Source organism: Saccharopolyspora hattusasensis (genome assembly GCF_050972075.1).
Classification (GTDB): Bacteria; Actinomycetota; Actinomycetes; order Mycobacteriales; family Pseudonocardiaceae; genus Saccharopolyspora; species Saccharopolyspora hattusasensis.
This window is the reverse complement of the sequence record NZ_JBPCDC010000001.1, coordinates 6,730,244-6,755,087: the sequence shown is the minus strand read 5'-3', so window position 1 is coordinate 6,755,087 and position 24,844 is coordinate 6,730,244. Positions and strand designations below refer to the sequence as shown.

Genomic DNA, 24,844 nt, shown 5'->3' with positions numbered 1-24,844 from the left:
GGCACGCGGGTGGTCAGGTTGAGCGCGGAAGGCGAATGTCGCTCGCGCCAGTCCCGGGTTCATCGCCGGCGAGGTGCGTCGTGGTCTGACCGAGCTCGACGTACCCGGAGTCCATAGTGGATTCCTGGTGTGTGGTGTCGGCGAGTTCGGCGGGATCTGTGGTGACGAGGGTGTGTTCGGTGGGTGAGGCGACGGTGTGGAAGGCCACGCGCTGGGTGCCAGCGGCCAGCAGGCCTTGGCCTTGTTCAGCCGTGAGCAGGAATTGGCGTTCGCCGGCGGAAAGATCGAAAGTGCGGGTGATCTCCTCGATCGCTTGCGGGGCCTGCCGCAGCAGGATCTGGGTGGCGGCGTTGGCGATGACGGCTTTGCCGAGATCGCTGCCGAGCACGTCGGCGGTGTCCTGGGTCGCCACGGTCAACCCGGCCCAGTGTTTCCGGGACGCCTTGGCCATACGGAACAAGAACTCCGCGCCCGCGGGTTGCCGCATGAGCAGCCACGCCTCATCGACGACGACCAGCCGCGGCCGGCGGAGCACGGGGTGAGTGACCCGCCGCCACACCGCGTCCAGGGTGAGCAGGGTGCCGATGGGTTTGAGTTCCTCAGGCAGATCCCGCAGCGAGAACACCACGAGGTGCCCGTCGGGGCGGATCGTGGTGGGCCCGTTGAACAGGTCCTGGAACGCTCCGTCGACATAGGGATGCAGCCGCCCGGCGAGATCGGCCGCGACCGTGTGGCCGGTGGCGGTGAGGGTGTCGCGAAGATCGCGGAGCGTGGGAGCGGGGCGAGTCCAGGTGCGGGCATCCGGGGTGATTCCGGCCTGGCGGTAGGTCGCGGCGATCGCCTCATCCAGCACTGCCCGCTCCCCCGCCGACAGTGACGCGTCGAGGAGCACACTGATCACGGTCTGCAGGAACACCCTCTTTGCGCGCACGAGCGCATCTTTCGGCGCGGTGCGCATGCCGTCGGCACCAGTAGCGATGGGCAGATCGAAGGGGTTGAGGCGCACACCGTCAGCACCGAGATGGAGGTAGGTGCCGCCGACGGCCTCGGCCAGGCGCCGGTATTCGTCTTCGGGGTCGATGACAGCGACCTCGACCCCGCGATACAGCGAACGCAGCGTCTCCAGTTTGACCAGGTAGCTCTTCCCGGCACCACTGCGGCCAAGGATCACACTGTTGTGGTTGTCGGCCGCGAAGCGATCCCAGTGCACCAGCCCTTGACTGCCCACGTTGAACCCGTAGAGCACCCCCGCCGGCGCCGACACCGACGTCGGATCGGCCGGAGGGAGGTCGGCGCTGGTGAAAGGGAACGCCGCGGCCAGCGCACTGGTGTCAAAGGTGCGACGCATCCCCAGCAGGTCCAGTCCCATGGGGAGGGTGGACACCCAGCCCTGCAGGCTGCGGTAGGTGGCGGGTGCGGCGTCCAGCAACAGCGACGCCGCCAACGCCCGGACCGCGGCAACCTCGTCAGCCAAGGCCTCCTGTGTGCTGGCGTGGATCGTGAGGTAGAGGCCGAAGCGGAACAGTTTGCCTTCGCCGCGGGCGATCCGGGCAGAGAGCTCGTAGGCGTCCTCGGTGGCCGCGTCCATCTGCGGGTCCGCGCGAGGCGGCCATGCTCGGCGGTGTGCCGACGACCGGATTCCAGTTTCGCCAACTGGTTCCGCAGGCGCCTCGCGGCGGTCGTGGGATCGATCGGTTCGACGTGCAGCGACACATCCAGCCGACCGGGGTAGGTCAGCAGGGGCTGCAGCCACCCCGGATGGACTTCGCGGGGATACCCGGTGATCGCGAAAGACGCGGCCCAGTCCCCGCCGACCTCCACATGCCGAGCCCCGATACTCAGCGCCTCCGGCGCGAACACCGCCGAACTCGCCTCCCGTGCGGCACGCTGCCGTGTGCGGGCCCTCATGCCGCACGCCCCCACTCGTCCTCGCCGGCAATGTCATCGGTGTGCCGTTCGGGCTGGGTGGTGATGATGTCCTCCGCACCGGCCACAGCGGCGGCGAAAGTGGGCAGGACGCGGTCGGGGTTGCAGGCGGCGGCCAGCACACTGGTGGCTTGCCCCGCATCCAGGACCGTCACCACGATCCCGGCAGGCGCCAGGAGATCCGTGGCTTCGTCCAGCCGTCGCACCAGACGCGCTTCGGCGGCCCGCCGCGCCGCATCCCCGGGGACGCTCCTGGTGGTGCGCTTGTGGCGCCGCCAGGCGAGAAAGACCGGTTTCGTGGTGGCGTGTTGCACGGGTTCACGCAGAACGAGAAGGACCTGACGGCGGAGCAGGTCCGCGTGCCCGGCGAGATAGGCGAGGTAGTCGGCGTGTTCGGCCGCGGCGGCTTCCAGCGCGGGATGCGGCAATCCCCCGGCACGATCTCGAAGGTCGGCGATCTGCGTGGTCAGGTCGAGACGTTCAGCGCGGATGAGGACCTGGATCCCGGCGGTCAGGGAATGCAGATAACGCCCGAAACCGGCTACCAGACCGGCTTGTTCGGCCGGGGTGCGTAGCGCGAAGTTGACCGTCGAGGCCACGGCCACCACCGCCAGCCCGTCCGCGCCGAGATCCACCACACCGGCCTCGGCAGCAGATGCGCAACGCACGCCTGTCGCGGGCAACTCCACGGCCCCCAGCCGGGACGCGTCCAGCCCTGGACGGGCGGCGTGGTGCGCGCGGGCGGTCAGCCAGTCCGGGGCGGGCTGCACCCCGCCGGGGGCGGTGACGCGGTGTGTGGGGGCCATGCGTTGCCGGAGGGCGGCCACGGCGAGCCGGTCCAGCGACACTCCGTCGCGCTGCCCCAGCACCAGCGCCACGACGAGCGCGGCGATCGGCAGCGCCAGCACCACAAAGACCGGCAGCGGCACGACAGTCCGCGTCGTCAGCCAGCCGAGATACAGCGCCGCGCCGGTGACGGCGAGGATGGCCAGCTGCCGCGCGGTCAAATTCGCCAGGATGCGGTCTTCTCTGTCCACATCAGACGGGATGCGAACCGTATACGACCCGCTTGTCCGGGTCTCGTGGAAGCTCATTGGTGGTCACCCATCCCTTTCATCCGTTGCAGGGTCGGGAGTTGGTGGTGCTGTTCGAGCGCCACACACGGCGCGGGCTGTGGTTCGTGTGCGAGGTCGACGGTCAGCGGCGGGCTACGCTGCGCCAGGAGTGGACCGATCGCGGGGTTCCGGCCGCCGAGCAGCGGCTCGCGGTCGACGGCTTGGCGGCGTTGCGCGAGGTGACCGACGCGGTGCTGGGCCGCCGTTCAGGCACCACCCAGGCGGGTGAATGATGATCTCGGTGATCAAACTCGACAGCGACGGCTCGGCTGGGCCGGGAGTGAGGCGTGGTGGCCGCGGCCTGGTGTGGCGAGGCGGTGATGGCCGTGGCGAACATGGTCGAATCGGTGCTTGGTCGCGAGTCCCGCAGCGGCGGTGGTGCTGGTGAACGGGGCGTTGAAGATCAGCACGGACCACCGGTCGCGGACGGCGGTGGTGTATGTGCGGCAGTCGAGCGTGATGCAGGTCCGCGAGCACGCCGAGTCGACCGCCCGCCAGTACGGTCTGTCGGGCGTGGCGGTCGAACTCGGCTGGATGGCCTAACAGGTCGTCATCGTCGACGCCGACCTCGGAGTGTCGGGCCGGTTCGGCTCGGAGCGCGATGGTTTCCGCGAGCTGATCTCGCGGGTGTGTCTGGGCGAGGTCGGGGCGATCTTCGGGCTGGAGGTGTCCCGGCTGGCGCGCTCGTCGGCCGAGTTCGCGCGGCTGTTGGAGCTGGCGCGGTTGACCGACACGCTGCTCATCGACGGCGACGGCGTCTACGACCTGGGCGACGTCAACGATCGCCTGTTGTTGGGGTTGAAAGGCAGCATGTCGGAGGCCGAGCTCCACCTGCTCGCCGGCCGCTTGCACGGCGCGAAGCTGGCCGCCGCGCACCGCGGTGAACTGCGCGCTCAACTGCCCGTCGGGTTTGTCTACGACCTCGACGGGCAGGTCGTGATCGACCCCGATGAGCAGGTCCGCACCGCGGTGGAAGACCTCTTCGCCGAGTTCGCTCGCACCGGCTCGGCGTTCGGTGTGGTCAAGGCGTTCGCCGAAACCGGGCGGCTGTTCCCGCAACGCGCCTACGGCGGTGCGTGGGCAGGTCAGCTGAAGTGGGGAAAGCTGGGCCACTACCGCGTACTGCAGGCGCTGAAGAACCCAGCCTATGCAGGGGCCTACACCTACGGGCGCAGCTACGACAAACGCCGTGTCCAGCCGGATGGCACGGTGCGTTCGGCGCGGCGCAAACGCACCCGTGATGAGTGGACCGTGCTGATCCCCGACCATCACGAGGGCTACATCAGCTGGCAGCAGTTCCTGGACAACGAGGCCAAACTCGCTGCGAACCAGACCAACGCCGGCGCCCGCCCACCCCGCGAGGGAAACGCGTTGTGCCAGGGCATCGTCTACTGCGGGGCATGTGGCGCACGAATGGGCACCCGCTACGGCAAGCGCCACTACGTGTTCTACGTCTGCAGCAGCGCCCGCGACCACGCGAAATCGGCGGAATGCCGCTCGGTCGCGGTGTCCACCGTGGACGACGTGGTCGGCCGGTTGCTGCTGGACGCGGTCACTCCAGAGCAGATCACTGCGGCGTTGGCCGTCGCCGACGAGGTCACCGAGCGGCACGTGCGTTCGCATCGGGCTGCCGAGCTCGCCGTTGAACGCGCCCGTTATGAGGCTGACCGTGCTGAACGCGCCTTCAGTCAAGTTGATCCGGAAAACCGTTTGGTCGCAAGGAGTTTGGAGTCTCGCTGGGAGACCAAACTTGCTGCGCTGGCCGAGGCGGAGGCAGCGCTGGAGACCGCACGGGCAGCCAAGCCGCCCTTGCCGGCCCGCTCGACTCTGGAGGCGCTGGCGGCGGATCTGCCGCGGCTGTGGGACGACCCGGACACCAGCCCCCGCGACCGCAAACGCTTGCTGCGCACCCTCATAGCCGACGTCACCCTGCTGTCCACCGAGGATCCCCGGCAGGTCCGGATCGGGGTGCGCTGGCACACCGGTGCCACCAACGAGATCACCATCAACCGCAAGGGACCCGGACGCACCCCCGCCACGGCGCTGGAGATCATCCGCCGCTATGGTGCGACAAGGACCAGCGAGCAGCTCGCCGAGCAGCTCAACGCCGCCGGGTTGACCACCGGCAAGGGACGTCCCTGGAACACCGAGGCCGTCGCGCGAGTCCGTGACACCTACGGCATCCACGCCCCACGCACCGTGGCAGTCCGCGAAGGCGAGGTCAGCATCGCCCAAGCCGCCACTCAGCTGGGTGTTTCGGCCCACGCAGTCGGTAACTGGATCCGCAAAGGATGGCTGCCCGCCCGCCGCGGTGCGGCCGGACGCTGGTGCATCCCCTGGGACGAAGCCACCCAAGACCTCTACCGGCAACAAGTCGCGAACTCGACCCGCGTCCAACGACACAACCCAACACCCGCAGGAGGTGCAGTATGAAACGACCGTCGGAATACGGATGGGCTCGGTCATGTGGGATCACCTTCCGCAGGTGTCGATGGTGCAGCGGGGAGGTCCAGAGGGAGTTCAGGCTGGCTCGGGTCCGCTCCAGCAAAGCTCGCGCCGGTGGTGGCCGGCCGGGGCCGGCTGCGGGCGGGGCGCGGAAGATCCAGCGGCAGGGCGTATTGGCCGTGCTTGTCGGGGCGAATGCCCTTGTATGCCGAGGGTGCGGCGGGTTTCGGGGGAACGCGGCGCGGCAGGCGGGCGCGTGCTTGCGGGTGCACCTCACCGCCGGGGGTGAGCAACGGGCGCTGCCCCGGCACCCGCACCGGCCCGGGCTCCGGCTGGGCAGTAGGCGGTGGTGGTGGTGGTGTGGGGACGGACTGCGTGGTGAACGGTCCCACCAGCGGCAGCGGGTACTGGCCGCCCGGCGGGATCCGGGTGGGTATCGCACCGGGGTTGCCCGGTTTCGGCGGCAAGGCCTGCGGTCGCGGTCGCCCCGAACGGGTGCACAACGTCGGCTGCACCGCGCCCGCCGGAGGGCCGGCCTCGGAGAAAGATGGGGTGTCGAGGGTGGTGCGGTCGGGATCGTGGCGGGCGTGGATCGGCAGCATGTGCTGCTCACCCGGGCGCGGATTCAGACGCATCCCGGACGGCCCCAAATCCGGTGGCAGCGCCGAACGCACCGGCGTGCCATCCACGGAGAACAAGGCCCCTTGCCGGCCCCCAGCATTCCGCGCAGAGCGTGCCACCGGGGCAGGTTTCGTGCGGTTCCGGAATGGCTGCCGCAAACGGCCCGGCGTGAGTCCGGGCAGCGGCAACACATACTGGCCGTCCGCGCCGGCACGGGAGTTCTCATAAGGATCCGCCGCGCTGGCCGATGTGGCGCCGCGAGAACGCTGGAATCCGGCGATGCTCGCCATGCCGCCCCGGAGCAGACCGAAGGTTTTGTAGGCAAGGAATCCTTTGATCAGCGACCCGACGCGGGACCGGCCGCCACCGCGAACAGAACTCAGGACCCAGAACGGGATTTTGATCAGGATGTAACACATCGCGATAGCGACAAGGAAACTCGACATTCTCAACCACCCTTTTCGTGGGGGTGTCAGAACAGCGTGACTCCACCAGGGAGATAGAAGATCTTGATGGTGGCGATAAACGCCAGCGACTGGCCGACCTGAATGGCCAGCAGTCCACAGTAGGCTTTCCACCACCAGAACGCGATCGATTCGACCGGCGCCAACGCATGACACATCAACGCCAACGGGGCACCCACAAGAAGCAGGACAGTCAACGCGACCCGGACAACATAGGTCAGCAACACCACGATGATCATGACCGCCAGCACCAATGCCGTGAAAACGGCATACAGATCGCTGTACTGCGCGTCTTCAATCGGCAGGTTTCCCCGGAGCGTGTCGGTGAACGCTTGCGCGGTCTGATCGATCCCTGCCTGATCACCACCGAGGACCGCCACCGAGAGGGCGTTAGCGAACTCGATTCCTTTCCCGCCGAAAAACAGCGACAAGTTGGCGGCGGTGAATCCCACCACCAGCCGAGGCAGCGTTTCCTTCAGCGAGGTACGACTCTGCACCGACTGATACGCCATCACCACCAGCCCGGCGATCATCACCACCAGCACCGAGCAGGCAATCATGATGCGCTGCGAACTGCCCCAGACCTGCCCGACGACCGGAATCTCATCCAGCCGGGGCGTGACCAACAGCGAGGTGCCAAGCCAATCCAGCACGCCGTTGAGCGCGGAGGTGGCCAGGTCGGAAAAGAAATCCCAGAACCAGTCCGTCAGAAAGTGCTGCAACCACCCACCATGATCCTCACTCTCCCCCGCCCCCGGAACCGCAGGCGCGGTCGGCGCTTCGGGAATGCAGTACTCCCCGTCACACGGTTGCGGCTCCGGGGCCGGCAGTACGGGAACTGGCGGCGGGGGTGATTCCGTCGCTGGTGCGGTCGAGCTCGGGCTCGGGGATTGGTCGAGGGACTGCTGTGCCTGTGCGGTGATGGGGCTGCCGGTCAGCGCACACCACACCACCGCATTCACGACAGCTACGGCTCGCCAGGTGGCCGGGGGTGGGATCGACACTGTCGATCACATCCCCAGAATCCCGCGCAGGATCTCCACGACCACCGGTGCCAATGCGGTGAGCCCGAAGCCGATGCCGGCGCTTTTGAACGCCTGCTTGGCCTTTTCCACCTCGCCCGGGTTGCCGCCGGCCATCAGGTAGCGCAGTCCGCCGACGGTCAGGAACACCGTCGCCACCAACGCGAGAATCCCCATGATCCAGTTCCGGGCGTTGGTCAGCACAACCTCCAAATTGGGCGCCAAAGCGAGCACGTGTGTGGTCTCGGCCTGCGCCGCCGACCCGGTCAGCACAAGCCCGACAGCCACGATTTCGCCGACCAGCAGCCACCGGTGCGTCGATGCCAGGCGGGCACGCCGACGGGGATCTCGGGGTACTGAAGCGGGTGGGCGGGGCCGGAATTGGCGGGAGCGTGAGGGGGTGGTCAGGCGCATCGGGGAGCCTCCTGCGTCGAAGGAGCCGGCGATGAGATCGCGGAGGGAGTTGCTGGGTGTCCCCCGCATCCCTGAACTCCGCTGTCGCTGCCCCGCCGGGACATTCGTGCCCGGGATTTCTGCCCGGCCCCACCCCCACGGTGTGTCACGGCTGCGGGCAGCTCAGTGGTGGTGCGTGCGGCGGCGGTGACGGCCAGGGTGTCCGCGACCTGAACCGCGACGTCCCCGCCGGCGTCCCGCGCGCCGTCGGCGTTCTCCGCGCAGAGGTAAGCCAGCAGTCGCAGCTCGGCACGTCGCCGGGTCTTCTTGATGGCCTCGTAGGTGGCCCCGCGCTGCTGGGCGGCCTCTGCGAGCGGGAGGCCTTCCAGCCGGGTGGAGCCGATCAGCTCCGCTTCCTCGGCGGTGAGCACCGTGTCGGCGACCGCCCGGGCGAGCACGAAATCCGGATGCCCCCACGGCTGGCTCGGCAGCGGCCGGAAACCACTGCCCGACGGAACCGGCGCATCCAAAGCCTCACGAACAGTCGCGTGCCCGGATCGATAGGCCGCCCACCGCAGCCGCAACATGATCCGCGGCCGACGCAGATCAACACGAGGGAGCTCGGCAAGGAACCCGACGAGTACGGCGGCGTGAATGTCAGCGGTATCGCCGGCGAACCGGGCCGACAAGCACGAGGCGATCCGGGTCAACCCGGGCAGCGCCACACCCACACAGCCGACCGTCCACGTCGTACCCTCGGTGCGTGAACGCAGCACCAGATGCGCCCACACCGCATCCCGCGTGGCCTGCCCGCACCGACGGCGCAGCAACAGATCCCGCACCTCGTTCAACGGCACCAGACGATCCGGCAACCCGGCGAACAAGCGCCCGTCCACACACACCGGATGCGGCCCCGTCACCAACCACGAAAACGCCGCCCTCGCCGTATCCAGCGGCATCCCACCACGCCCAGCACCCGACGCCGTGAATCCCCGAAAATCCTTACCCCTAACCATTTCGCGACTCCTCGCAGCGAGCCGATACAACGACCCGGCAAGGACGCCACACCCAGTACTACCGAATTTCTACGACACTACTACCCAACACCACGCGCACTACTACCACCGATCTTCACCGGTACCCTTCCGCGAAATCCTTGAGCCTTATCCCATCGCGAAGTCGATCATCACGAGCAGCGCTGGCTTGATCGCGAGATCGCACCGGTAGTAGCCGGTACGCTGGGCCAACACCCTGCGGTAGTAGCCGTGTAGTAGCACGAGCGCGCGTCCACAAGGACGGAATCGCGCGGAAATTTCAGAGCTCCCAGGAATCGTGCACGCGGCCCGGAATTGGCGTCGCAGTCTCCCTCACACGCGTCCCACGCGCCGGCGTCGTGCGTTCAGCACAAGAGCTGCCCGTGAATTTCCGGAAAGAGATTCTGCCCGACGCTGATCTTTCTGTGAAAATTCCGGGCGCGTTCTGTCCCTATCCGGGGCGTAGGACGGAGTTCAGGAATGTCACCAGCATCGTGGAGGCATTCCATGAACCCATCACAGCCCACACCACACACCCCCCGCGCACGCCGCGCGCAGCCGGAGGTCAGCGGCCCGGCCTATCCATCAGCACCCCGCCGAACCCCACGAAACCCGCGCGAGCGGACTGGCGCGAGCACACCAGCGACCGTATGGGCCTGCCAGACGCCCCCGATCGACCCCGACAATCCCTGGCCCACCACGCTCCTAGACAAGATCGTCACATCCTTCACCACACCGCACGACAAGGTCGTCTTGCTCGACCTGCAAGCCACCACCCGTCCCAAGCCCGCAACCCGCTCCGCTGAATCCGGCGGCCTCGCGACAGCACAAGCCGCCGTCAGCCAACTCGACCGCACAGTCAGCGTCACCCCCGCCGCAGAGCCCAGCACCCGGCACTCGCCCGGCCAGCCCCGGCCCGGCTTCGCACCCGACGGCATCCCGGACACACCACCGCTGCCCCACCTCCTGTCAGCGGAAGACGCAGGCAAGCGCCGCGCGGACTTGGTCATCGCGAGCCTGCCACCGCAGCACGCTGACGCGCGGACCTGCGATCACCTCGCCCAGGTCGCGGCCCGGCTGCTGCGCACCGGCGGGATCCTCGCCGTACTCACCCGCACCGGCACCGCACAGGGACAGCTCGTCGACCCCACCGGCTCCGTCGTTGCGGCGGCACAAAGCGCGGACCTGCTCTACCTCCAGCACATCGTCGCCCTGCTCGTCCCGATCCGGCACGGCCGCCTCCACACCGATAACGACCACCCACACGGCTCCGCGCCAGGCGCCTCCGCGAAGCCGGTGCGGCATCGCCGTGTCCACGCCGACGTCCTCGTCTTCGCCCAACCACACCAACACGCCGACCCGCTCCCGCAATCCGGACCCGACACCGGCGCCATCCGATGACGTACCCCCACCGACACCCCACCGCTGACCACCTCGACAAGAAGGACATCCCTATGCGCGATCACACCCCCACCGGACACCGCCCCCCTTCCCCGTCGCACCGCCGGATCACCGTGACACCGCCTGCCCCGTGCCCGCCGGCGGTGTCGGTGTGGGCGACCGCGCAAACCTCTCCCGCCACCCAGCGCAAAGGCCGCTACAGCCCCGACTCCACCGCACACCCCGCCAAAATGCTGCCCGCCGTGGCCGCCCACGCCATCGCCCACTACACCCGGCCCGGCGACCTCGTCCTCGACCCCATGTGCGGCATCGGCACCACCCTCGTCGAAGCCCTGCACCTCGAGCGCCGCGCGATCGGCGTCGAATACGAACCCCACTGGGTCACCGTCACCCAAACCAACCTCGACCTCGCCCACCACACCAGCATTGCCGCTGGCCGCGTGGTGCACGGCGACGCCCGCCAACTCGCCACGCTCCTGCCAGCCGATCTTCACGGCCAGGTCGCACTGGTCGTCACCTCACCCCCGTACGGACCCTCCACCCATGGCCAGGTCAGCACCGGCACCGCCGGCGTCCACAAACACCACCACCGCTACGGCAACACCCTCGACCGCGGCAACCTCGCCAACATCGGCCACCACCGCCTCCTCGCCGGATTCACCCGGATCCTCACCCACGCGGCCGTCTTCCTGAAGCCCGGCGGGCACGTCGCGGTCACACTGCGCCCCTGGCGCGAACACGCCGAACTCATCGACCTGCCCGCCCACATCCTCACCTGCGGCCGCCAAGCAGGACTCATCCCCACCGAACGCTGCGTCGCACTGCTGGCCCGCATCGCCGAAACCGACCTCGTTGCCCGCGGCAGCTTCTTCCAACGCGACTTCATCCGCAAACAACGCGACAACGGACTCCCCCTGCACCTCATCGCCCACGAAGACGTCCTCATCTTCACCAAACCCACCACGTCGAGAGCCACCGCAGAAAAAGGAACCCCTCAGCTACAGCTCCGAGACTCGGTGCACGCGCCACTTACTGCGGCGTAGGTACTGTCCGCAAAGACACCCGCATCCACGGCGAGCACGACGGCGATCACCGAAGTCAGATCCAGACAGGACGTTTATCTCATGAGAAACGTAGGCAGATCAGCACTACCACGCCGGGCCGGACTGAAAACACCTCGCAGTACGCCGGCAAGTAAACCCAGCATCCCTGCGACCGAGGTCTCGCAAGAAAACACCACACCTGGACAACAGGCCGAGCACGCAAGCAGTATCGAAAACCAGGGCACATTCCTCTACACCGCTGAAGAAGCCGCCTACCTTCTGCGCGTCCGCCCTTCGTGGCTGCGACGGAAAGCCTCCGCTCGCGCCATCCCCTGCCGGTTCCTTGGTAAACACCTGCGGTTCTCGCGTAGCGATATCGCAGAGATCGCAGGAATCGACCCTCCTACCGCGAGCAATACCTAGGAAAACTCAACGCAGTTACCACACGACTACATACGCCCAAACAGGGCATTACCCACCGGATTTACTTGACACCGGTCAGTAACAGAGCGTCCATGTGTCCGTCACAACACCGCCCCAGCCAATACGGCGCAAGTTTCCCAGGAAGCCCTGTCATGTCCTTTGTGGAAAAATCAGGCAAGAACACGTGGCGTGTCCGATACTGGAAAGATGACGGCACACACGGCTCTATCCCAGGGTTCGCCACGAAAAAAGCCGCCGAAAACAAAGCAAACGAGATCGACAGCGAACGCCGCCACGGAACCTTCCTCGACCCCAACGCCGGGAGACTCCTTCTCGCCGACTGGGCCACCACATGGCTCGATTCCCTCGACGTGGAACAGGCGACCGAATCGCAGTACCGCAGTCTCATCCGCAACCACATCCTCCCCCGATGGGGAAACACCTCCTTGAACGACATCGCCGGATCCGCCGTACACGGCTGGTCCAAAAAACTCCGAGCCAAGGGCTACGCCGACTCCACCGTCGTCACGATCGTCAAGATCCTCTCGATGATGCTCGCCGATGCCGCTCATGAGCGATTCATCCCCGCCAACCCCGTCCGGCCCCAACGACGAGGCAAACGCCGACGCGCACCCCGTCGCGAAGCTCTCTGGGCCACCCCTGATCAAGTCCTCAGGATCGCCCTGCAAGCTGCTGTCACAGCATGGCCGGGTGCAGGAGTATTGATGATTGCTGCTGCCTACACCGGGGCACGCTGGGGTGAACTCGCTGGCCTGCAACGCTTCAATACCCATCTGGACGATGGCTGCATCGTGATCGACCCGGAGATCGGCGCTCTCCACGAGGTCGACGGTGTCCTGAGCCTAGGCCCGCCGAAGACCGAGGAATCCGCCCGCACCATCTCCCTCCCGCCGTTTCTCATCGAGATGCTCCGAGCCCATCTCGACACCCACTCCCATTCCCATGTATTCGTCACCAAGGACAACGAGCTCTTGCGCCGCAGCAACTTCTCCCGTCGCGCGACGCGCCCCGCAGCCGACGGGACTCTCCACAAGCCCTGCGCACGGCACCATCTCCAGGCGATCGTGCCGGGCTTGGTCTTCCACAGCTTCCGCCACAGCCACAAAACCTGGCTCATCGCCGACGGCATTCCACAGGTCGCCCAAGCCCGCCGCCTCGGCCACGTCATCCCGGACAAGATCGAACACATCTACTCCCACGTAGCCCCCGAAATCGAAACCCGCCTTCTCCAAGGACTCCAACAGCGTTGGGCTACAGCGCTCACCGTATTGCTCGACCAGCAGAGCACCCGCAGCGCTACGACCACAACCGAAGCCATCGGACTACAAACACTCCCTGCCATGACGCCAGCATGAACTGACGCAACCCAGATCAGCAGCGAACCGCCGCGCGACAACATTCCGTCCGTCGGGGCTTCATGGGTCTGTAGCGGGAACGGTGTACCCGCTACAGACCCGAACTGCTCTCCGGAGGCCAGTGGCAACGCTTAGGCGTCACGCGCGGCGATCGATCGGTCCGGCCTTGAGGGACGGCTACCGCCGCCGTATGGGGCCGAAACTCCCGTGATCACCTTGCTGACCGGACGGGTGTGAGGAGGCCGAGGCCGAAGTGGCGGTGGGCGCCGAGGATGAGGGGCCGGGGTTTTTCGGTGATCTTTCGGGCTGTTGTGGGGGCGAGTTCGAGGGTGAGGCCGAGTCCGGGGAGTCGTTGGTTCATGGTTTGGCTGGGGCGGTGGCGTCGGTAGCGGCGTGCCCAGGGGTCGGAGAGGTCGGCCGGCCAGGGCGCGTTGGTCCCGTGTGGGGTGGGGTGGATCTTCGTGATGACGTCGTCGGTGGGGAGGTCGAGTTCGGCGGCGAGTTCGGCGCGGAGTTCGTGGGTGACGAACTCTTCGGTGGTTTCTTTCTTGCGGTGTCGCCGGAAGCAGACTGGGGTGAGGGTGCGCCACGTGGTGACGGGTGCCGCGGTGGTGGTTTCGGGTGTGGCGTCCGCGATGTCACCGACGTGTTCCAGGGCGACACGGATGTCCGCTGCTTGGTTTCGTTCCTCGCTGCGGCTGTGGCGTGGTCTGAGGCGACGGAGGGCGGTGACGGCTCGGAGAACGTCGGGGTCGAATCCGGCGGGCAGCCAGATGACTGCGGTGTCCAGGTAGGGCGATTCGGTGTCGCTGTTGTAGGCGAGGTAGTGGGCGTGCTGGTGCTGGTTTCGGCTGATGTTGTCGGCGTGGTCTTTGCCCGAAAGTGGTGGGCATTGGCCACCGGTTCCATCGGGGTTGCGGTGCTGTTTCCCGTATAGGCTCAGACAGGCGCGGCGGAGCGTGTCTGTGATCAGCAGGGTGTCGGCGAAGTGCAGGGGCGCTGGGCTTTCCAGGGCGAAGCGGACTGCGGTCGGTCGCGGTCGGTGTCGAACGGGACGATCGGGTTTTCGTGTCTGTTCGCCCGGTGTGGTGTAGCCGATCCAGCAGGCGCCGGGTGGGGTGACCATGCGGTCTTTGCGCATGGTGCGGGTATCGATTTCCACCTGTTCGGGCGTGACGTCCGGTGCCGGTGCGAGGAGCCGTAGTTCTCCCCCCGGGTCAGGGGTGATCCAGGTGTCGCGTTCAGGCGTGGTGTCGAGGAGTTCGGCGACACAGATCGAGTCCGCCCGCCCGAGGTAGGGCATCCGCTGCGCGAGTACGGCGAGTGCCTTGGCCTGGTCGTCGGTGAGTTCGGTATCCCACGTCACCAGCAGGGCTCCGGGCCCGTCGGCCTGGGGTTCCTTGGGTAGGGACAGGAAGTTGTCGAATGCGAGGAATCGTTTCTCGCGGCCTTGGTGGTCGAGGTCGACGCCAGGCATGTAGTGCCGGGTGTGTCCGTGGGTGGTGTTCGGCAGTACGTAGCGCGGTGCCGTGCCGGCCAGGGTTTGCAGCAGTCCTGTGATGGTCGTGGTTCCGATTTCGGGGGCGCGTTGATGCCAGACCGCCAGTAGGGCGCGAAGCAGCCGCCAGGGCGAGGGCGGCCACTCCAGCCGGCCTTCGTTGGCGCTGTGGTCCCAGGGGGTGGCGTGGTAGCGGCCGAGTGGGAAGCGGAAGGACAGGGTGGGAATCACTTGCTCTTGTCCCTTTTCATCTGCGTCTTGGCCGACGCCGAGGTCCAGGTGATGTCGTGGGTGGTTCCGCCGTGCTCGTCTGCGGTGACGTCGACGAGTTTGTCGATCCTGGCGGTCAGCTCATCCAGGTCCGGCAGGTCGATCGTCTCGGCGGTGATCAGGTCGCATGCGGTGCGCAGCCGCAGGCCGGAATTCAGCAAGCTGCGCAGTTCCCATTGGGCGAGTGTGTGGAGGAGTTCGGTGGCTTCCGGGGACAGCCCGTAGGAACGGAATTGCTGCTTGTCGATCACCACGGACAACAGGATGGTCTCGGCGGTGTATTCGATGCGCTGGTGCGGGATCGAGCCATAGCCGGTGTCCGCGCCGGGCGACGGTTCGTCGTCGGTGCCGGCTTCGTTTTTGTTGCGGACCAGTTCTCGTTTGACACCGCCGGACACTGCCGGCCGCACATTATGTGCCTCGATGAAAGCTGTCACCGCGCGTTGGACACGCGGCTGCCAAGGCCAGGCGCTGATGGCGAAGAACACGCCGTGGAGCAGGCTGAACGGGTCGAGGCGGAACACGGCGCGGGTCAGCTGCACGCGGTCCAGGGGGCGACCGGGCTGCAGGCCGAGGGCGTCGTGGAGGAAGTCCATACCCGGTGTGCCGTCGGGCAACTGGCCGTGGCGGATGTAGGCCGAGGCCAGGCGGTGGGCTTCGATACGACTGGAGGTCAGGAACCGTGCGTCTTCGGCATGGCTGACACGGACCCAGGGTAGCCGGTCGAATGGAGCCCGCGGGGCGTTGGCGACCGCGTCCCATGCTTGTTCTTCCAGGCGGTTGGCCATCGACTGCACGGACTCCACCAGCAGGGAGCGACCGTCCTGACCGGGGGCGTCGAATTCGGCCGCGCCGAGATCAGGGAACCCGGTGGGCTGGAACCGGCTTCCAGCAACCGGCCGCAGAGCCACGTTCAGGATGGTGCGCGCGTCAGTCATGAAAGTCCTCTTCAGATTCTCGCGATTCGGCATTGTCAGCGGATAGTGGGCGGGCTACCGAGGCCAGTAGCCCCGGAAGCCCTTCACGGTGAACCGGGATGAGCAGGGCGGCAGCCAACCGTGGCCCATCGGCGCCGCGGGCGAGGAAGCGTGCGCGTGCGACCGGGCGGTGCCCGGCTTGGCGTGCTCGGCGCAGCGCATCGTCGAGCACCGGCTCACTACGTCCGGCACGTAGTTGCGCGCCCCACCAGCTCCGCGCCCCCAAGGTGTGGTCGGCCGCAGCACTCATACCGTGCATGAACGGCGCCAATACCGCGTACGCCGGGAAAGGGACAGCACCCCCAGGCGGTTCGGTCAGCGAGACGTAGCGCGTATCGAATGCGAGCGCTGCCCACAGCGCACGTTCCACGTCGTCATCGTCGATGTCGCCATAAAGCCACGCGCAGACGGTTCTGGCGGGGATCCGGCGGTCGCCACGCCAGGGCGGGAGCGCGGTGCCCCGGGTAGTGCCTGGGTTCCCATCAGCGGCGGGACCGTTGCGGCCCCACCATGCCAAGGCATCGGCCAGCACATCCACCAGCGGGCGGGTCCCGAATCCGGGAATCTCCGGGGCATCACGCCACTGTGGACGTGTGGGGTGTTCACGGGAGACCGCGAGCAGAAGCTCGTGCAGCCCGCGCACCCCGTGAACCGGGAACCGGGCGCGCAGGGAAGCCAGTGCGAACCCGATCCGCACTGCCGGGTCGATGGAAAGCTCAGCGGCGAACTCGGCGAATGCTGTGGTCGGCAGTGGCGCCGGCGGGACAACGTCCCGACGAACCTTCCCAGATTGGGAAACCGTCTGAATCAGCCTGGTGTAGCCCGCCAACGCGGCAAGTGCGGTGGTGACGCTTCCATGTCTGGTCAGATCGACGGATGCGCGGTCGTAGTCGGCAAGCGCGCGTCGTGGCCCGGCACCCAGTTCACGCCCGCGCAGCCGGTCGACCCACCGGTCGGTGTGGCCCAGAAGGGCCGTCAGGGGTCTGGTGTGCACGGCGATCTCGTCCGCAGGAACCGCGATGTAGGCCAGTCCGTTGCGTTTCAGCACGACGAATCGGGTGAAGCCGCCCACCCCGAGTGCGGTGCCCTTGGCCGCGGCCGCCTTATACATCTCCACCCCTGACCGGGCGGCCCGCTTGTTCCACTGGTTGCGGCCTTCGGAGAACAGCTGCGTGATTTCACCCAGACTCCAGGGCCGGTTCCACCACGGCGCCCACACCTCACCGCGGGCGTCCTCTCCGCTGCTCAACGTCTGCGCACCGATCGGATCGGTATGCAGCATGAACGGTGAGGCCGCCGACTTACGGCTGTGATTGTTCGCCCACAGGCCGTGGCGGCGGGTCGTGGTACTCGCGAACGTCAGGGCACCTTCGACCGCCAGCACATACGTCCACGGGTTCACCAGCGATGGCGCCGCACCATCCGGCGCCGAGTTGGCGCCACCGGCCCCGGCCGGGTCGTACTGCCCCACTGCCGCCGACGCCAGCCGGACACCGGCCACCCCCTTCAAACATCCCAGTGCCTGCTGCCGGGCCAACGCCTGCTGCTTCGGGCGGGAATCGAACAACGCGAGCAGATGCTGGTGGTAGTTGGTGGAGAAATCCAGCCGCCCGTCGTTGCCACCGGTACCCAGCAGCAGCGGGAAGGCAAGCCCGTCCGCGGTATGCACCACGGCCGCGTCCAGCCAGGGCAATGCGGCATCCGGGAACTCGTTGCGGCACCGGCGCAACACCGCCGCCTTGTCCGGCGTCGCACCGCCGACCTGCAGCGACTCCATGACTTTCCGGGCGCAGCACACCGTCTCGTGCAACGGCACCAGCCGCGGCTCGTCCAGACCGAGCAACCGGTCCAAAACCTGTTTCGGGGTCTTGTCTTTCGGACCAAACCCCGAGCCACCATTCCAGGGGCTCACCACCGGTGACGGCACGTACTCCGCCAGCAGCCACTCCGCCAGATCCTCGACCGTGGTGTCCAGCCGGAGCTCACCGGCCTCCCACCACACCCGGGCCCGCGGATCGGCCTGCTCGGCGACCACACGCGCCAAGCCCAAACCCGCCAAGTACTGCAGCAGAGGACGCAACCGCAGACCCGGCAACGCATGCACCGTCACCGCATAGCCTCCGGCTCCCGGGCGCTGGCCGCATAGTCCGCACTGCGGACCAGCATCTCCAGCATCGCCAACCTGAATGGCCCGTACCGGTCACGCAGCCGCGTAGCCATCTCGGTCCACGACACCCCATCGGCTTCGGCACCACCCAGCCGGAACGAAGTCACCGACAGCACCCCACCAGGCACCGTGACCTCACCCAACTCCAGGTCCGGCACGACATCACCTTCGCAGACCCCGCACAACACATCGTCGCCGCGAGACACGGTGTCGTGCACGGTCATCCGCACATGACCGTGATGCGCCCCCGCCAGATACACCGCCAGCTCCGGATCGGCGACATCCGACACCACATCCGCACCCGGACCGCGCAACCACGCCGCCGTCGCCAGATCATGCCGGAACCCCCGCCGCACGTTCCGTTCAACACCGTCGCCGTACTTCAACCGCCGGTGGTTGTCGGACTTCGCCCACGGGCCAGACCCCACCAAATCGACCCTGCGATTCTCGTCCGGCTCGGTGGAGATCAGTGCTTTCTGCCATACCGCGCAGGCCTTTCCGATGTCATGCAACACCGCCGCGCGCACGACCGCTTCCCGTTCCCGGTCACTTAACTCCGGCAGCGTGGACGTCAGCCGCCGCGCGTGGTCCGCCGTATTCAGAGAATGGTCCCGCAGCGTTTCCCACACGCCTAGACTCACCCCGCCCGCGTCGCGATCAACGGCATCACCCGCCGATTCCAGCCTCTCGGTGACGTCATCTTCGGCCGCGATGACCTCGACCGGCGTCGTCGACGCCGGATCCCATCCCCCATCCGGCGTGTAGCCGCCCAGACGGGCGTCGACCAGCACCACCATCCCCGGGCGTAGCCGCTGCGACGCCGCCGGGGAACGCCACTGACTTTCCACCGCGTCGAATACCCAGATCCTGTCACGGCCCCGCCCGGCCATCCGGGACCGCAACGACGCGAACTCTCCCAGAGACACCGGACACAACGCCTCATCCGCCGGCACCGTGAAGCCCTCATCTTCTGGCGGAACGCTGACCCAACCCACTGACAAGTCCAGATCATCGCTGTCACGGATATAGGCCGAGACATCCACATCCGCACCGGACACATCCGGCGCGGTATCGAACAACGACAGCAGATCGCGGCGCCGCAACGTCATCGGCTCCGCCTGGTGCGACTCGACGTCCTCACCCAGCGCCGCCAGATCGACAACCGACACCGCAGTACCTTCCAGGCCCCGCAGCATCCCCGCACTCACGACCAGATCGGCGTCGGTATACGGGCCGCGCGCAGGCTTCCCGGGCGGCGTCGTGGCAAACCACCACATGCACGCATCGTCGAACTCGCCCGCCCGGTTACACCGGCCGGTGCGCTGCACAATCGATGGCCACGGCGCAACCTCGGACACCAAAGTCCGAGCACTGACGTCAACGCCAGCCTCAACGAGCTGCGTAGTCACGGCGACGCGCCCCGCCGAGCCCTGTACGCACTGTGCAAGGGACGCGAAATCCCACTTCCTCCGCTCACACGGGCGGAACCTGCTATGCCGCAACAACAACTCCGGGATACCGTCATCCGCCCACAGTGCGTTTTTCTGCAGCTCCCGATAGATTTCCCGTGCCATCTTGACCGTATTGCACACAACCAGCGTCAACGACTCCCGGCGATGCGCCCTGGCCACCCCGGCGGCGACCTCCTTGACCGACGGCGCGTCTTTGGCCGGCGCCGGAACCAGCTCGCCCACCCTCCGCACGGCACCCACCCGATCACCCAGCTCACTGCCGAAATCCTCCTCCGACAGCTCAATCACCCGATCATCCGGCACAGAACGGTTGTCCACCGTACTCAGCGCACCCGCCGGGATCGTCGCACTCATATACGTCGTCGCCGCAGCCCCCACCGTCCCCAGAGACTCCCGGAACGCATCCAGCTGCCGCAACGTCGTCACCGCGGGACCACACAACTGCACTTCATCCAACACCCAGTAGCAATCATTGGTGAACAAGGCGAAATCGACCGGGAACATCCCGCGCCCCAGCCCATACCCGTGGTTCAACGCCCGCGACACCAGCATGTCGATCGTTCCGACCACAATGGATGAACGATCCGGATGGCACCGCAACCGCGCCAGCGACGACGTAGCGCCACCCATCGCGAGATACACATCCTGCCGAGTCAACCCGGCCAGCTCCGGCCACCGCCGCACAGCCTCCCGCGACGACGCCAGCCGCTCCACCCAGCCAACGACCTCGCCATGCACCTGCTCGGTCAGCACCCGCATCGGCAAAGCGAACACCAAACGCCTCGGTGTCCGCGCCCGAACCCCCTGATCCGGGTGACAAAACCGCCGCCACACCCACGCCAGCACCACGGCCGCGGTCTTACCCGCTCCCGGCGGAACCTTCAACACCGTTCCCAGTGGTTCATCCGCCAACCGCCGCTGAAACGGCCACGGACGCTTCCAGGTCTCCGACCCATCAGGCTCCCTGCTACGCGTCGCCTCCCGGACCAGAACCTCGAACCCGTCCCCCACGATGCCGGTCATCTCCCTACCAACCCCAGACCACCAAGAACAAACGGACACCAGCTAACCCCAGACATCCGCTGCCTTCCCAGCGAGCAACATCACCAACAGAGCACAGCCTCCCCAACCCCACCGACAATCCGGCCCGCCACGGACCCACACCAGACATAGATCAACCAAATGGAGCAGCCAGCAACTCCATCAGGGGCCGCGTCGCGCCTCAATTTTGTTTGTCGCGAAGGCTGACCTGACGCCTCAGATCACGACTTTCCCATTCCATATGACGCAGGTCATCCCGGAGCCTTGCCACTTCGGCATCAAGCCTCGCAAACTCACTCGATTTCACCTGCTCAGGCTGACCCCGATACCCCATCGCCGCCAGGGTGAGAAGCCCTATGAATCCGACGACGATCTCAGGCAGGTACTCCGCCACCATCACTGCATTCCTTCCATAAGCCCACGCGCCGATCCTGAAGCGATCGATAACTGTGCGTGATCGACCGATCGCAGCGTACCAGCAGTTGGATCTTGTTACTACAGCTTCCATCAAAGTGGCATCTGGAGCAGGATCGGACAGGAACCTTGCAGCCTCTCACTGTTGAATGATCAGCTTGTACCATCGAACCCGGCGGCTCCAAGGCGAGGCTCTCTTGCGGCATGGACGCTGTTGTGCCCCAAACGAGGCATGGTCCTCACAACCGGCCTCCCGAGGCTGGTCTCCCTTGGGGAGCTACACGCATCGCATCCCCCGCGAGGAGCCGCCGGAGCCAAGCCCCACTGGGAACGGCAAGCGTACAAGCGGGAAACTTCCCCCGGCCTGCCACAGGTACGATCTTCGCCAACGGCAAGAACCCACGCTCATTGACAACTCAAGTTGACACGAACCAGCCCACGCTCTCCGGGCTCCAGAGTCCGGCTCCCTTAACGCTGTGCCGACATCCAGGATCCGCGGCACATCACTGAAGCATCCCCAGATAACTACACACCGTGTTCGCAACCGTCGAACCCGACACGCGTTCGGGGACTTGCTTCAGGCGCGCTTCCGCGCTCGGCTGAGGTCAGCTGCAAGCGCCCGAATCAGGGAGTGCCGGTCATGGAAATGGAGCCCCTGCCCGCTCGAATGCTCAACGAGTTCGTTTACTGTCCTCGGCTGTTTTTCCTGGAGTGGGTCCAGGGACGTTTCGAGGACTCCGACGACACCGTCATCGGCCGAGCCGCTCACCGCACGGTCGACCAGGAACGTGGGCGGGCACCGCTGCCGGGCGAAGAGCAGCTCAAGCGTGCGCGCTCCGTATGGCTGAGCTCTGAGCAACTCAGCGTCACCGCGCGCATCGACGTACTGGAAGGCAAGGGCAACAGCGTAATCCCGCTGGACGTCAAGAAAGGTTCGCCACAAGCCGACGGCAAGCCGTGGCCATCGGACCGGATCCAGTCGATCGTTCAGGCACTGATCCTCCGCGAGCACGGGTACACGTGCGATCACGCGGAGGTGTACTACGCCACTCCTCGTCGACGGGTTACGGTTCCGATCACCGACGCGGCTGCTTCCTGGGCGCGTTCGGTCATAGACGAAGCACGGCGAACAAGCGATCAGATTCAGCCTCCGCCGCCACTGATCGATAGCCCCAAATGCACCCGCTGCTCGCTTGCGGGAATCTGCCTACCCGATGAGACGAACCTTCTTATCGGCCATCTACAACACGCACCGCACAGGATTCTTCCTCGCGACCCGGACAGCAGGCCGGTGTATGTCACCGAAGCCGGCAGTACCGTCGGTATCGACCACGGCCAGATCACCGTCCGCAAGGAGAACAAGGTCCTCGCCGGCTTCCGCTTGATCGACGTATCCCAGCTCGCGCTCTTCGGACGCGTCCAGGTAACCACGCAAGCGCTACACGAACTGTTCGAGCACAACGTGCCAGTCCTCTGGTTCACCTTTGGCGGCTGGCTTAGAGGGTGGGCGCACTCGCCACCCACCTCCTACGCCGAACTACGCCGGCGCCAGACCCTGGCCCACGCCCAGGGCGGACTCGGCATTGCGGCGAACATGATCACGGGAAAGATCCGCAACTGCCGAACTCTACTGAGACGCAACCGAGCCGATCAAACCGGACCGGTCGACGCTTTACGAACATTGGCGGACAAAACGCAGTCCTGCACGTCATTCTCGACCCTGCTCGGTCTGGAAGGCACGGCGGCGCGCCTCTACTTCGACGCCTTCCCGTCCCTTCTTGATCAAACCGAGGTTGCTTCACGCTTTGCCGCGACGGGCCGAAACCGCCGACCCCCACGAGATCCGATCAACGCACTGCTGTCCTTCTGCTACGCCCTACTCACCAAAGATCTCGTCGCAACAGTCCTCGGTGTCGGCCTGGACCCCTATCTCGGGATCTACCACCGCACCCGACACAACCGGCCGGCCCTCGCCCTCGACCTCGCCGAAGAGTTCCGGCCACTCATCGCGGACTCCGTCGTCTTGTCCGTCGTCAACAACCACAAGATCTCCGCCAACGACTTCATCACCAGGGCCGGCGGCGTCGCGCTCACCCCGGACGGACGTCGCGCGCTCCTGCACGCATACGAACGCCGCCTCGACACCACAATTACCCATCCACTATTTGGATACCAGATCAGCTACCGCCGAACACTCGACATCCAAGCTCGCATCCTCGCCGCAACCCTCATCGGCGAACTTCCCGAATACCGCCCCATGACCACCCGGTGACAAAGACATGTCCCGCAGGCGCTACCTCTTCGCCTACGACATCGCCAACCCGTTCCGACTCCGAAAAACCTGCGATGTCTTCGAAAGCCACGGCACCCGGCTCCAGTACTCCGTCTTCCTCTGCCACCTGACCCGCGCAGAACTTGAGATCCTCCAATACCGGCTCATCAACATCATCGACCCGACCGAAGACAGCATCATTCGCATCGACCTCGGCCCCCAACACTCGCCCGCAGACGTCCACCAAATCGGCCGCCCACGGCACCTCCCCCACACCGGACCTCAGATCATCTAAACGCGAGCGACGAAACACAAACACCTCTACGCCTAACCGCTCGCACAACAAACCCGCAGGTCAACCCATCTACAGCCCCAATGAGCAGCGCGATAGAGATCCCAATTGATCCACAACCCGCAGCCACTCGCGTTGATCTCCAAAGCCCCAGTTCAGCCCCACCGGATATAGTTAGCCCTGTCACCGGCTCGCAGAGCCGGTCTCCCTTGCGGCCCACAGTGGTTCCCGGGCTGCCCATTTCGTCGGCTGACGGCGACCCTGTCACCGGCTCGCAGAGCCGGTCTCCCTTGCGGCTCCTTCGTCAGACGGCACGGATGGAGGGCACACCGACGGCCCTGTCACCGGCTCGCAGAGCCGGTCTCCCTTGCGGCGACCAGCACGGCCACCAGGCGGCCACCCAACGCCGCGATCTGTCACCGGCTCGCAGAGCCGGTCTCCCTTGCGGCGAGTCCCGGTCGATCGAGTCCTGTCACCGGCTCGCAGAGCCGGTCTCCCTTGCGGCCTCGACATTCGGCGTGCTGCTCGACCAGATGGCGCGCACCACTGTCACCGGCTCGCAGAGCCGGTCTCCCTTGCGGCGGACATCTCCGAGGGCGCGTAGCCGATGATCCGGCCGCCGCTGTCACCGGCTCGCAGAGCCGGTCTCCCTTGCGGCGCCTCGACGGTGAACCCATCCGTGGCGCTGGGCGTGACTGTCACCGGCTCGCAGAGCCGGTCTCCCTTGCGGCTTTGATGGCAAAGCGGAAGGGAAGTTTGATCCTTTCCCTGTCACCGGCTCGCAGAGCCGGTCTCCCTTGCGGCCACGAAATTGGCGCGAGGAACATCGGAACGAAAACCTGTCACCGGCTCGCAGAGCCGGTCTCCCTTGCGGCGGGTCTCCGCTGGAGGTGAAACTCCACTGCGCCACGCCTGTCACCGGCTCGCAGAGCCGGTCTCCCTTGCGGCGACGAGATCGGCGACGGCGGGCCCAGGGAGCGGGCGGCATCTGTCACCGGCTCGCAGAGCCGGTCTCCCTTGCGGCCAGAACAAGCGGGCCCGCGAGTTCTGGCGCGGGAAGCACCGCTGTCACCGGCTCGCAGAGCCGGTCTCCCTTGCGGCCCGGTGGGGGCAGTGGGTTTCGGGGCGGGCTTACCGGACGCCTGTCACCGGCTCGCAGAGCCGGTCTCCCTTGCGGC

At 66.5% G+C, this 24,844-nt stretch carries 19 protein-coding genes, 1 pseudogene and 1 CRISPR repeat array (1 of these 21 only partly in view); of the genes and pseudogenes, 9 read left to right on the top strand and 11 right to left on the bottom strand.

The features are described from left to right. Positions 1-13: 13 nt before the first annotated feature. Together ACRXBZ_RS32540 and ACRXBZ_RS32535 are read right to left on the bottom strand one after the other, a co-directional pair. Positions 14-1,908, bottom strand: a pseudogene (locus ACRXBZ_RS32540) (VirB4 family type IV secretion system protein). Beyond that, positions 1,905-3,020: a PrgI family protein gene (locus ACRXBZ_RS32535; protein ID WP_433882307.1), complete on the bottom strand. Its 1,116-nt coding sequence runs from the start codon at positions 3,018-3,020 to the stop codon at positions 1,905-1,907. Before ACRXBZ_RS32535 ends, ACRXBZ_RS32540 begins: the two are co-directional and overlap by 4 nt. Before the next feature lie 2 nt (positions 3,021-3,022). Here ACRXBZ_RS32535 and ACRXBZ_RS32530 point away from each other — a divergent pair, with 2 nt between their 5' ends. From ACRXBZ_RS32530 to ACRXBZ_RS32520, 3 genes are all read left to right on the top strand, one after another. Beyond that, entirely contained in the window at positions 3,023-3,274 is a 252-nt protein-coding gene (locus ACRXBZ_RS32530) for a DUF5372 family protein (RefSeq protein WP_433882306.1), read from the top strand. Between the two features lie 118 nt (positions 3,275-3,392). Beyond that, positions 3,393-3,584 carry a hypothetical protein gene (locus ACRXBZ_RS32525; RefSeq protein ID WP_433882305.1) on the top strand — a complete coding sequence of 64 codons (192 nt, stop codon included), beginning with the start codon at positions 3,393-3,395 and terminating at the stop codon, positions 3,582-3,584. 9 nt (positions 3,585-3,593) lie between these two features. Further along, a complete protein-coding gene (locus tag ACRXBZ_RS32520; RefSeq protein WP_433884041.1) occupies positions 3,594-5,474 on the top strand; it encodes a recombinase family protein in 1,881 nt (626 codons plus the stop codon). A 29-nt stretch (positions 5,475-5,503) separates the two neighbouring features. Here the strand turns inward: ACRXBZ_RS32520 and ACRXBZ_RS32515 are convergent, their stop codons facing one another. From ACRXBZ_RS32515 to ACRXBZ_RS32500, 4 genes are all read right to left on the bottom strand, one after another. Next, the gene (locus ACRXBZ_RS32515; protein WP_433882304.1) at positions 5,504-6,553 is read right to left on the bottom strand and encodes a hypothetical protein; all 1,050 of its coding nucleotides are present in this window, start codon (positions 6,551-6,553) and stop codon (positions 5,504-5,506) included. A gap of 26 nt (positions 6,554-6,579) precedes the next feature. After that, positions 6,580-7,293: a TrbL/VirB6 family protein gene (locus tag ACRXBZ_RS32510; RefSeq protein ID WP_433882303.1), complete on the bottom strand. Its 714-nt coding sequence runs from the start codon at positions 7,291-7,293 to the stop codon at positions 6,580-6,582. Positions 7,294-7,581: 288 nt separating this feature from the next. Further along, positions 7,582-7,881, bottom strand: a complete 300-nt coding sequence (locus ACRXBZ_RS32505) for a pilin (RefSeq protein WP_371812698.1) — start codon at positions 7,879-7,881, stop codon at positions 7,582-7,584. Positions 7,882-7,997: 116 nt separating this feature from the next. Continuing rightward, entirely contained in the window at positions 7,998-8,945 is a 948-nt protein-coding gene (locus ACRXBZ_RS32500; RefSeq protein WP_433882302.1) for a hypothetical protein, read from the bottom strand. A gap of 582 nt (positions 8,946-9,527) precedes the next feature. Between ACRXBZ_RS32500 and ACRXBZ_RS32495 the strand changes: the two genes are divergently transcribed. The 4 genes from ACRXBZ_RS32495 (at position 9,528) to ACRXBZ_RS32480 (ending at position 13,263) form a co-directional block, all read left to right on the top strand. Then, the gene (locus ACRXBZ_RS32495; protein ID WP_433882301.1) at positions 9,528-10,421 is read left to right on the top strand and encodes a hypothetical protein; all 894 of its coding nucleotides are present in this window, start codon (positions 9,528-9,530) and stop codon (positions 10,419-10,421) included. Continuing rightward, entirely contained in the window at positions 10,418-11,464 is a 1,047-nt protein-coding gene (locus ACRXBZ_RS32490) for a TRM11 family SAM-dependent methyltransferase (RefSeq protein ID WP_433882300.1), read from the top strand. The genes ACRXBZ_RS32495 and ACRXBZ_RS32490 overlap by 4 nt, the downstream gene beginning before the upstream one ends. An 81-nt stretch (positions 11,465-11,545) precedes the next feature. Beyond that, positions 11,546-11,887, top strand: coding sequence for a helix-turn-helix domain-containing protein (locus ACRXBZ_RS32485; RefSeq protein ID WP_433882299.1), 342 nt, complete (start codon positions 11,546-11,548; stop codon positions 11,885-11,887). A gap of 152 nt (positions 11,888-12,039) precedes the next feature. Further along, the gene (locus ACRXBZ_RS32480) at positions 12,040-13,263 is read left to right on the top strand and encodes a tyrosine-type recombinase/integrase (protein WP_433882298.1); all 1,224 of its coding nucleotides are present in this window, start codon (positions 12,040-12,042) and stop codon (positions 13,261-13,263) included. Positions 13,264-13,474: 211 nt separating this feature from the next. Here ACRXBZ_RS32480 and csb2 read toward each other — a convergent pair whose 3' ends face one another. The 5 genes from csb2 to ACRXBZ_RS32455 all read right to left on the bottom strand — a co-directional run bounded on the left by csb2 (position 13,475) and on the right by ACRXBZ_RS32455 (position 21,085). Further along, entirely contained in the window at positions 13,475-14,992 is a 1,518-nt protein-coding gene (gene csb2 / locus ACRXBZ_RS32475; protein ID WP_433882297.1) for a type I-G CRISPR-associated protein Csb2, read from the bottom strand. Beyond that, a complete protein-coding gene (cas7g, locus tag ACRXBZ_RS32470; protein ID WP_433882296.1) occupies positions 14,989-15,969 on the bottom strand; it encodes a type I-G CRISPR-associated RAMP protein Csb1/Cas7g in 981 nt (326 codons plus the stop codon). Before cas7g ends, csb2 begins: the two co-directional genes overlap by 4 nt. Continuing rightward, positions 15,962-18,118, bottom strand: a complete 2,157-nt coding sequence (gene cas8g1 / locus ACRXBZ_RS32465) for a type I-G CRISPR-associated protein Cas8g1/Csx17 (RefSeq protein ID WP_433882295.1) — start codon at positions 18,116-18,118, stop codon at positions 15,962-15,964. Before cas8g1 ends, cas7g begins: the two co-directional genes overlap by 8 nt. Continuing rightward, the gene (gene cas3g, locus ACRXBZ_RS32460) at positions 18,115-20,670 is read right to left on the bottom strand and encodes a type I-G CRISPR-associated helicase/endonuclease Cas3g (RefSeq protein ID WP_433882294.1); all 2,556 of its coding nucleotides are present in this window, start codon (positions 20,668-20,670) and stop codon (positions 18,115-18,117) included. Before cas3g ends, cas8g1 begins: the two co-directional genes overlap by 4 nt. A gap of 199 nt (positions 20,671-20,869) precedes the next feature. Further along, on the bottom strand, positions 20,870-21,085 hold the full coding sequence (locus ACRXBZ_RS32455; RefSeq protein ID WP_433882293.1) for a hypothetical protein: 216 nt from the start codon (positions 21,083-21,085) through the stop codon (positions 20,870-20,872). A gap of 684 nt (positions 21,086-21,769) precedes the next feature. Between ACRXBZ_RS32455 and cas4g/cas1g the strand changes: the two genes are divergently transcribed. Both cas4g/cas1g and cas2 read left to right on the top strand, forming a co-directional pair. Next, complete coding sequence (cas4g/cas1g, locus tag ACRXBZ_RS32450) at positions 21,770-23,374, top strand: CRISPR-associated endonuclease Cas4g/Cas1g (protein WP_433882292.1); 1,605 nt, start codon at positions 21,770-21,772, stop codon at positions 23,372-23,374. A gap of 7 nt (positions 23,375-23,381) precedes the next feature. Then, entirely contained in the window at positions 23,382-23,669 is a 288-nt protein-coding gene (gene cas2 / locus ACRXBZ_RS32445; protein ID WP_433882291.1) for a CRISPR-associated endonuclease Cas2, read from the top strand. 465 nt (positions 23,670-24,134) lie between these two features. Then, positions 24,135-24,844: a CRISPR direct-repeat array (repeat unit 36 nt; unit sequence CTGTCACCGGCTCGCAGAGCCGGTCTCCCTTGCGGC) (it continues 735 nt past the right edge of the window).

What these genes read in the sequence shown, in the direction of transcription:
- cas7g (WP_433882296.1), bottom strand. Translation starts at nt 15,969, where the DNA reads ATGACTGACGCGCGCACCATCCTGAACGTGGCTCTGCGGCCGGTTGCT.
- ACRXBZ_RS32500 (WP_433882302.1), bottom strand. Translation starts at nt 8,945, where the DNA reads ATGCCGCTGGATACGGCGAGGGCGGCGTTTTCGTGGTTGGTGACGGGG.
- ACRXBZ_RS32490 (WP_433882300.1), top strand. Translation starts at nt 10,418, where the DNA reads ATGACGTACCCCCACCGACACCCCACCGCTGACCACCTCGACAAGAAG.
- ACRXBZ_RS32495 (WP_433882301.1), top strand. Translation starts at nt 9,528, where the DNA reads ATGAACCCATCACAGCCCACACCACACACCCCCCGCGCACGCCGCGCG.
- cas3g (WP_433882294.1), bottom strand. Translation starts at nt 20,670, where the DNA reads ATGACCGGCATCGTGGGGGACGGGTTCGAGGTTCTGGTCCGGGAGGCG.
- ACRXBZ_RS32515 (WP_433882304.1), bottom strand. Translation starts at nt 6,553, where the DNA reads ATGTCGAGTTTCCTTGTCGCTATCGCGATGTGTTACATCCTGATCAAA.
- cas2 (WP_433882291.1), top strand. Translation starts at nt 23,382, where the DNA reads ATGTCCCGCAGGCGCTACCTCTTCGCCTACGACATCGCCAACCCGTTC.
- ACRXBZ_RS32455 (WP_433882293.1), bottom strand. Translation starts at nt 21,085, where the DNA reads ATGGTGGCGGAGTACCTGCCTGAGATCGTCGTCGGATTCATAGGGCTT.
- ACRXBZ_RS32485 (WP_433882299.1), top strand. Translation starts at nt 11,546, where the DNA reads ATGAGAAACGTAGGCAGATCAGCACTACCACGCCGGGCCGGACTGAAA.
- ACRXBZ_RS32535 (WP_433882307.1), bottom strand. Translation starts at nt 3,020, where the DNA reads ATGAGCTTCCACGAGACCCGGACAAGCGGGTCGTATACGGTTCGCATC.
- cas4g/cas1g (WP_433882292.1), top strand. Translation starts at nt 21,770, where the DNA reads ATGCTCAACGAGTTCGTTTACTGTCCTCGGCTGTTTTTCCTGGAGTGG.
- ACRXBZ_RS32480 (WP_433882298.1), top strand. Translation starts at nt 12,040, where the DNA reads ATGTCCTTTGTGGAAAAATCAGGCAAGAACACGTGGCGTGTCCGATAC.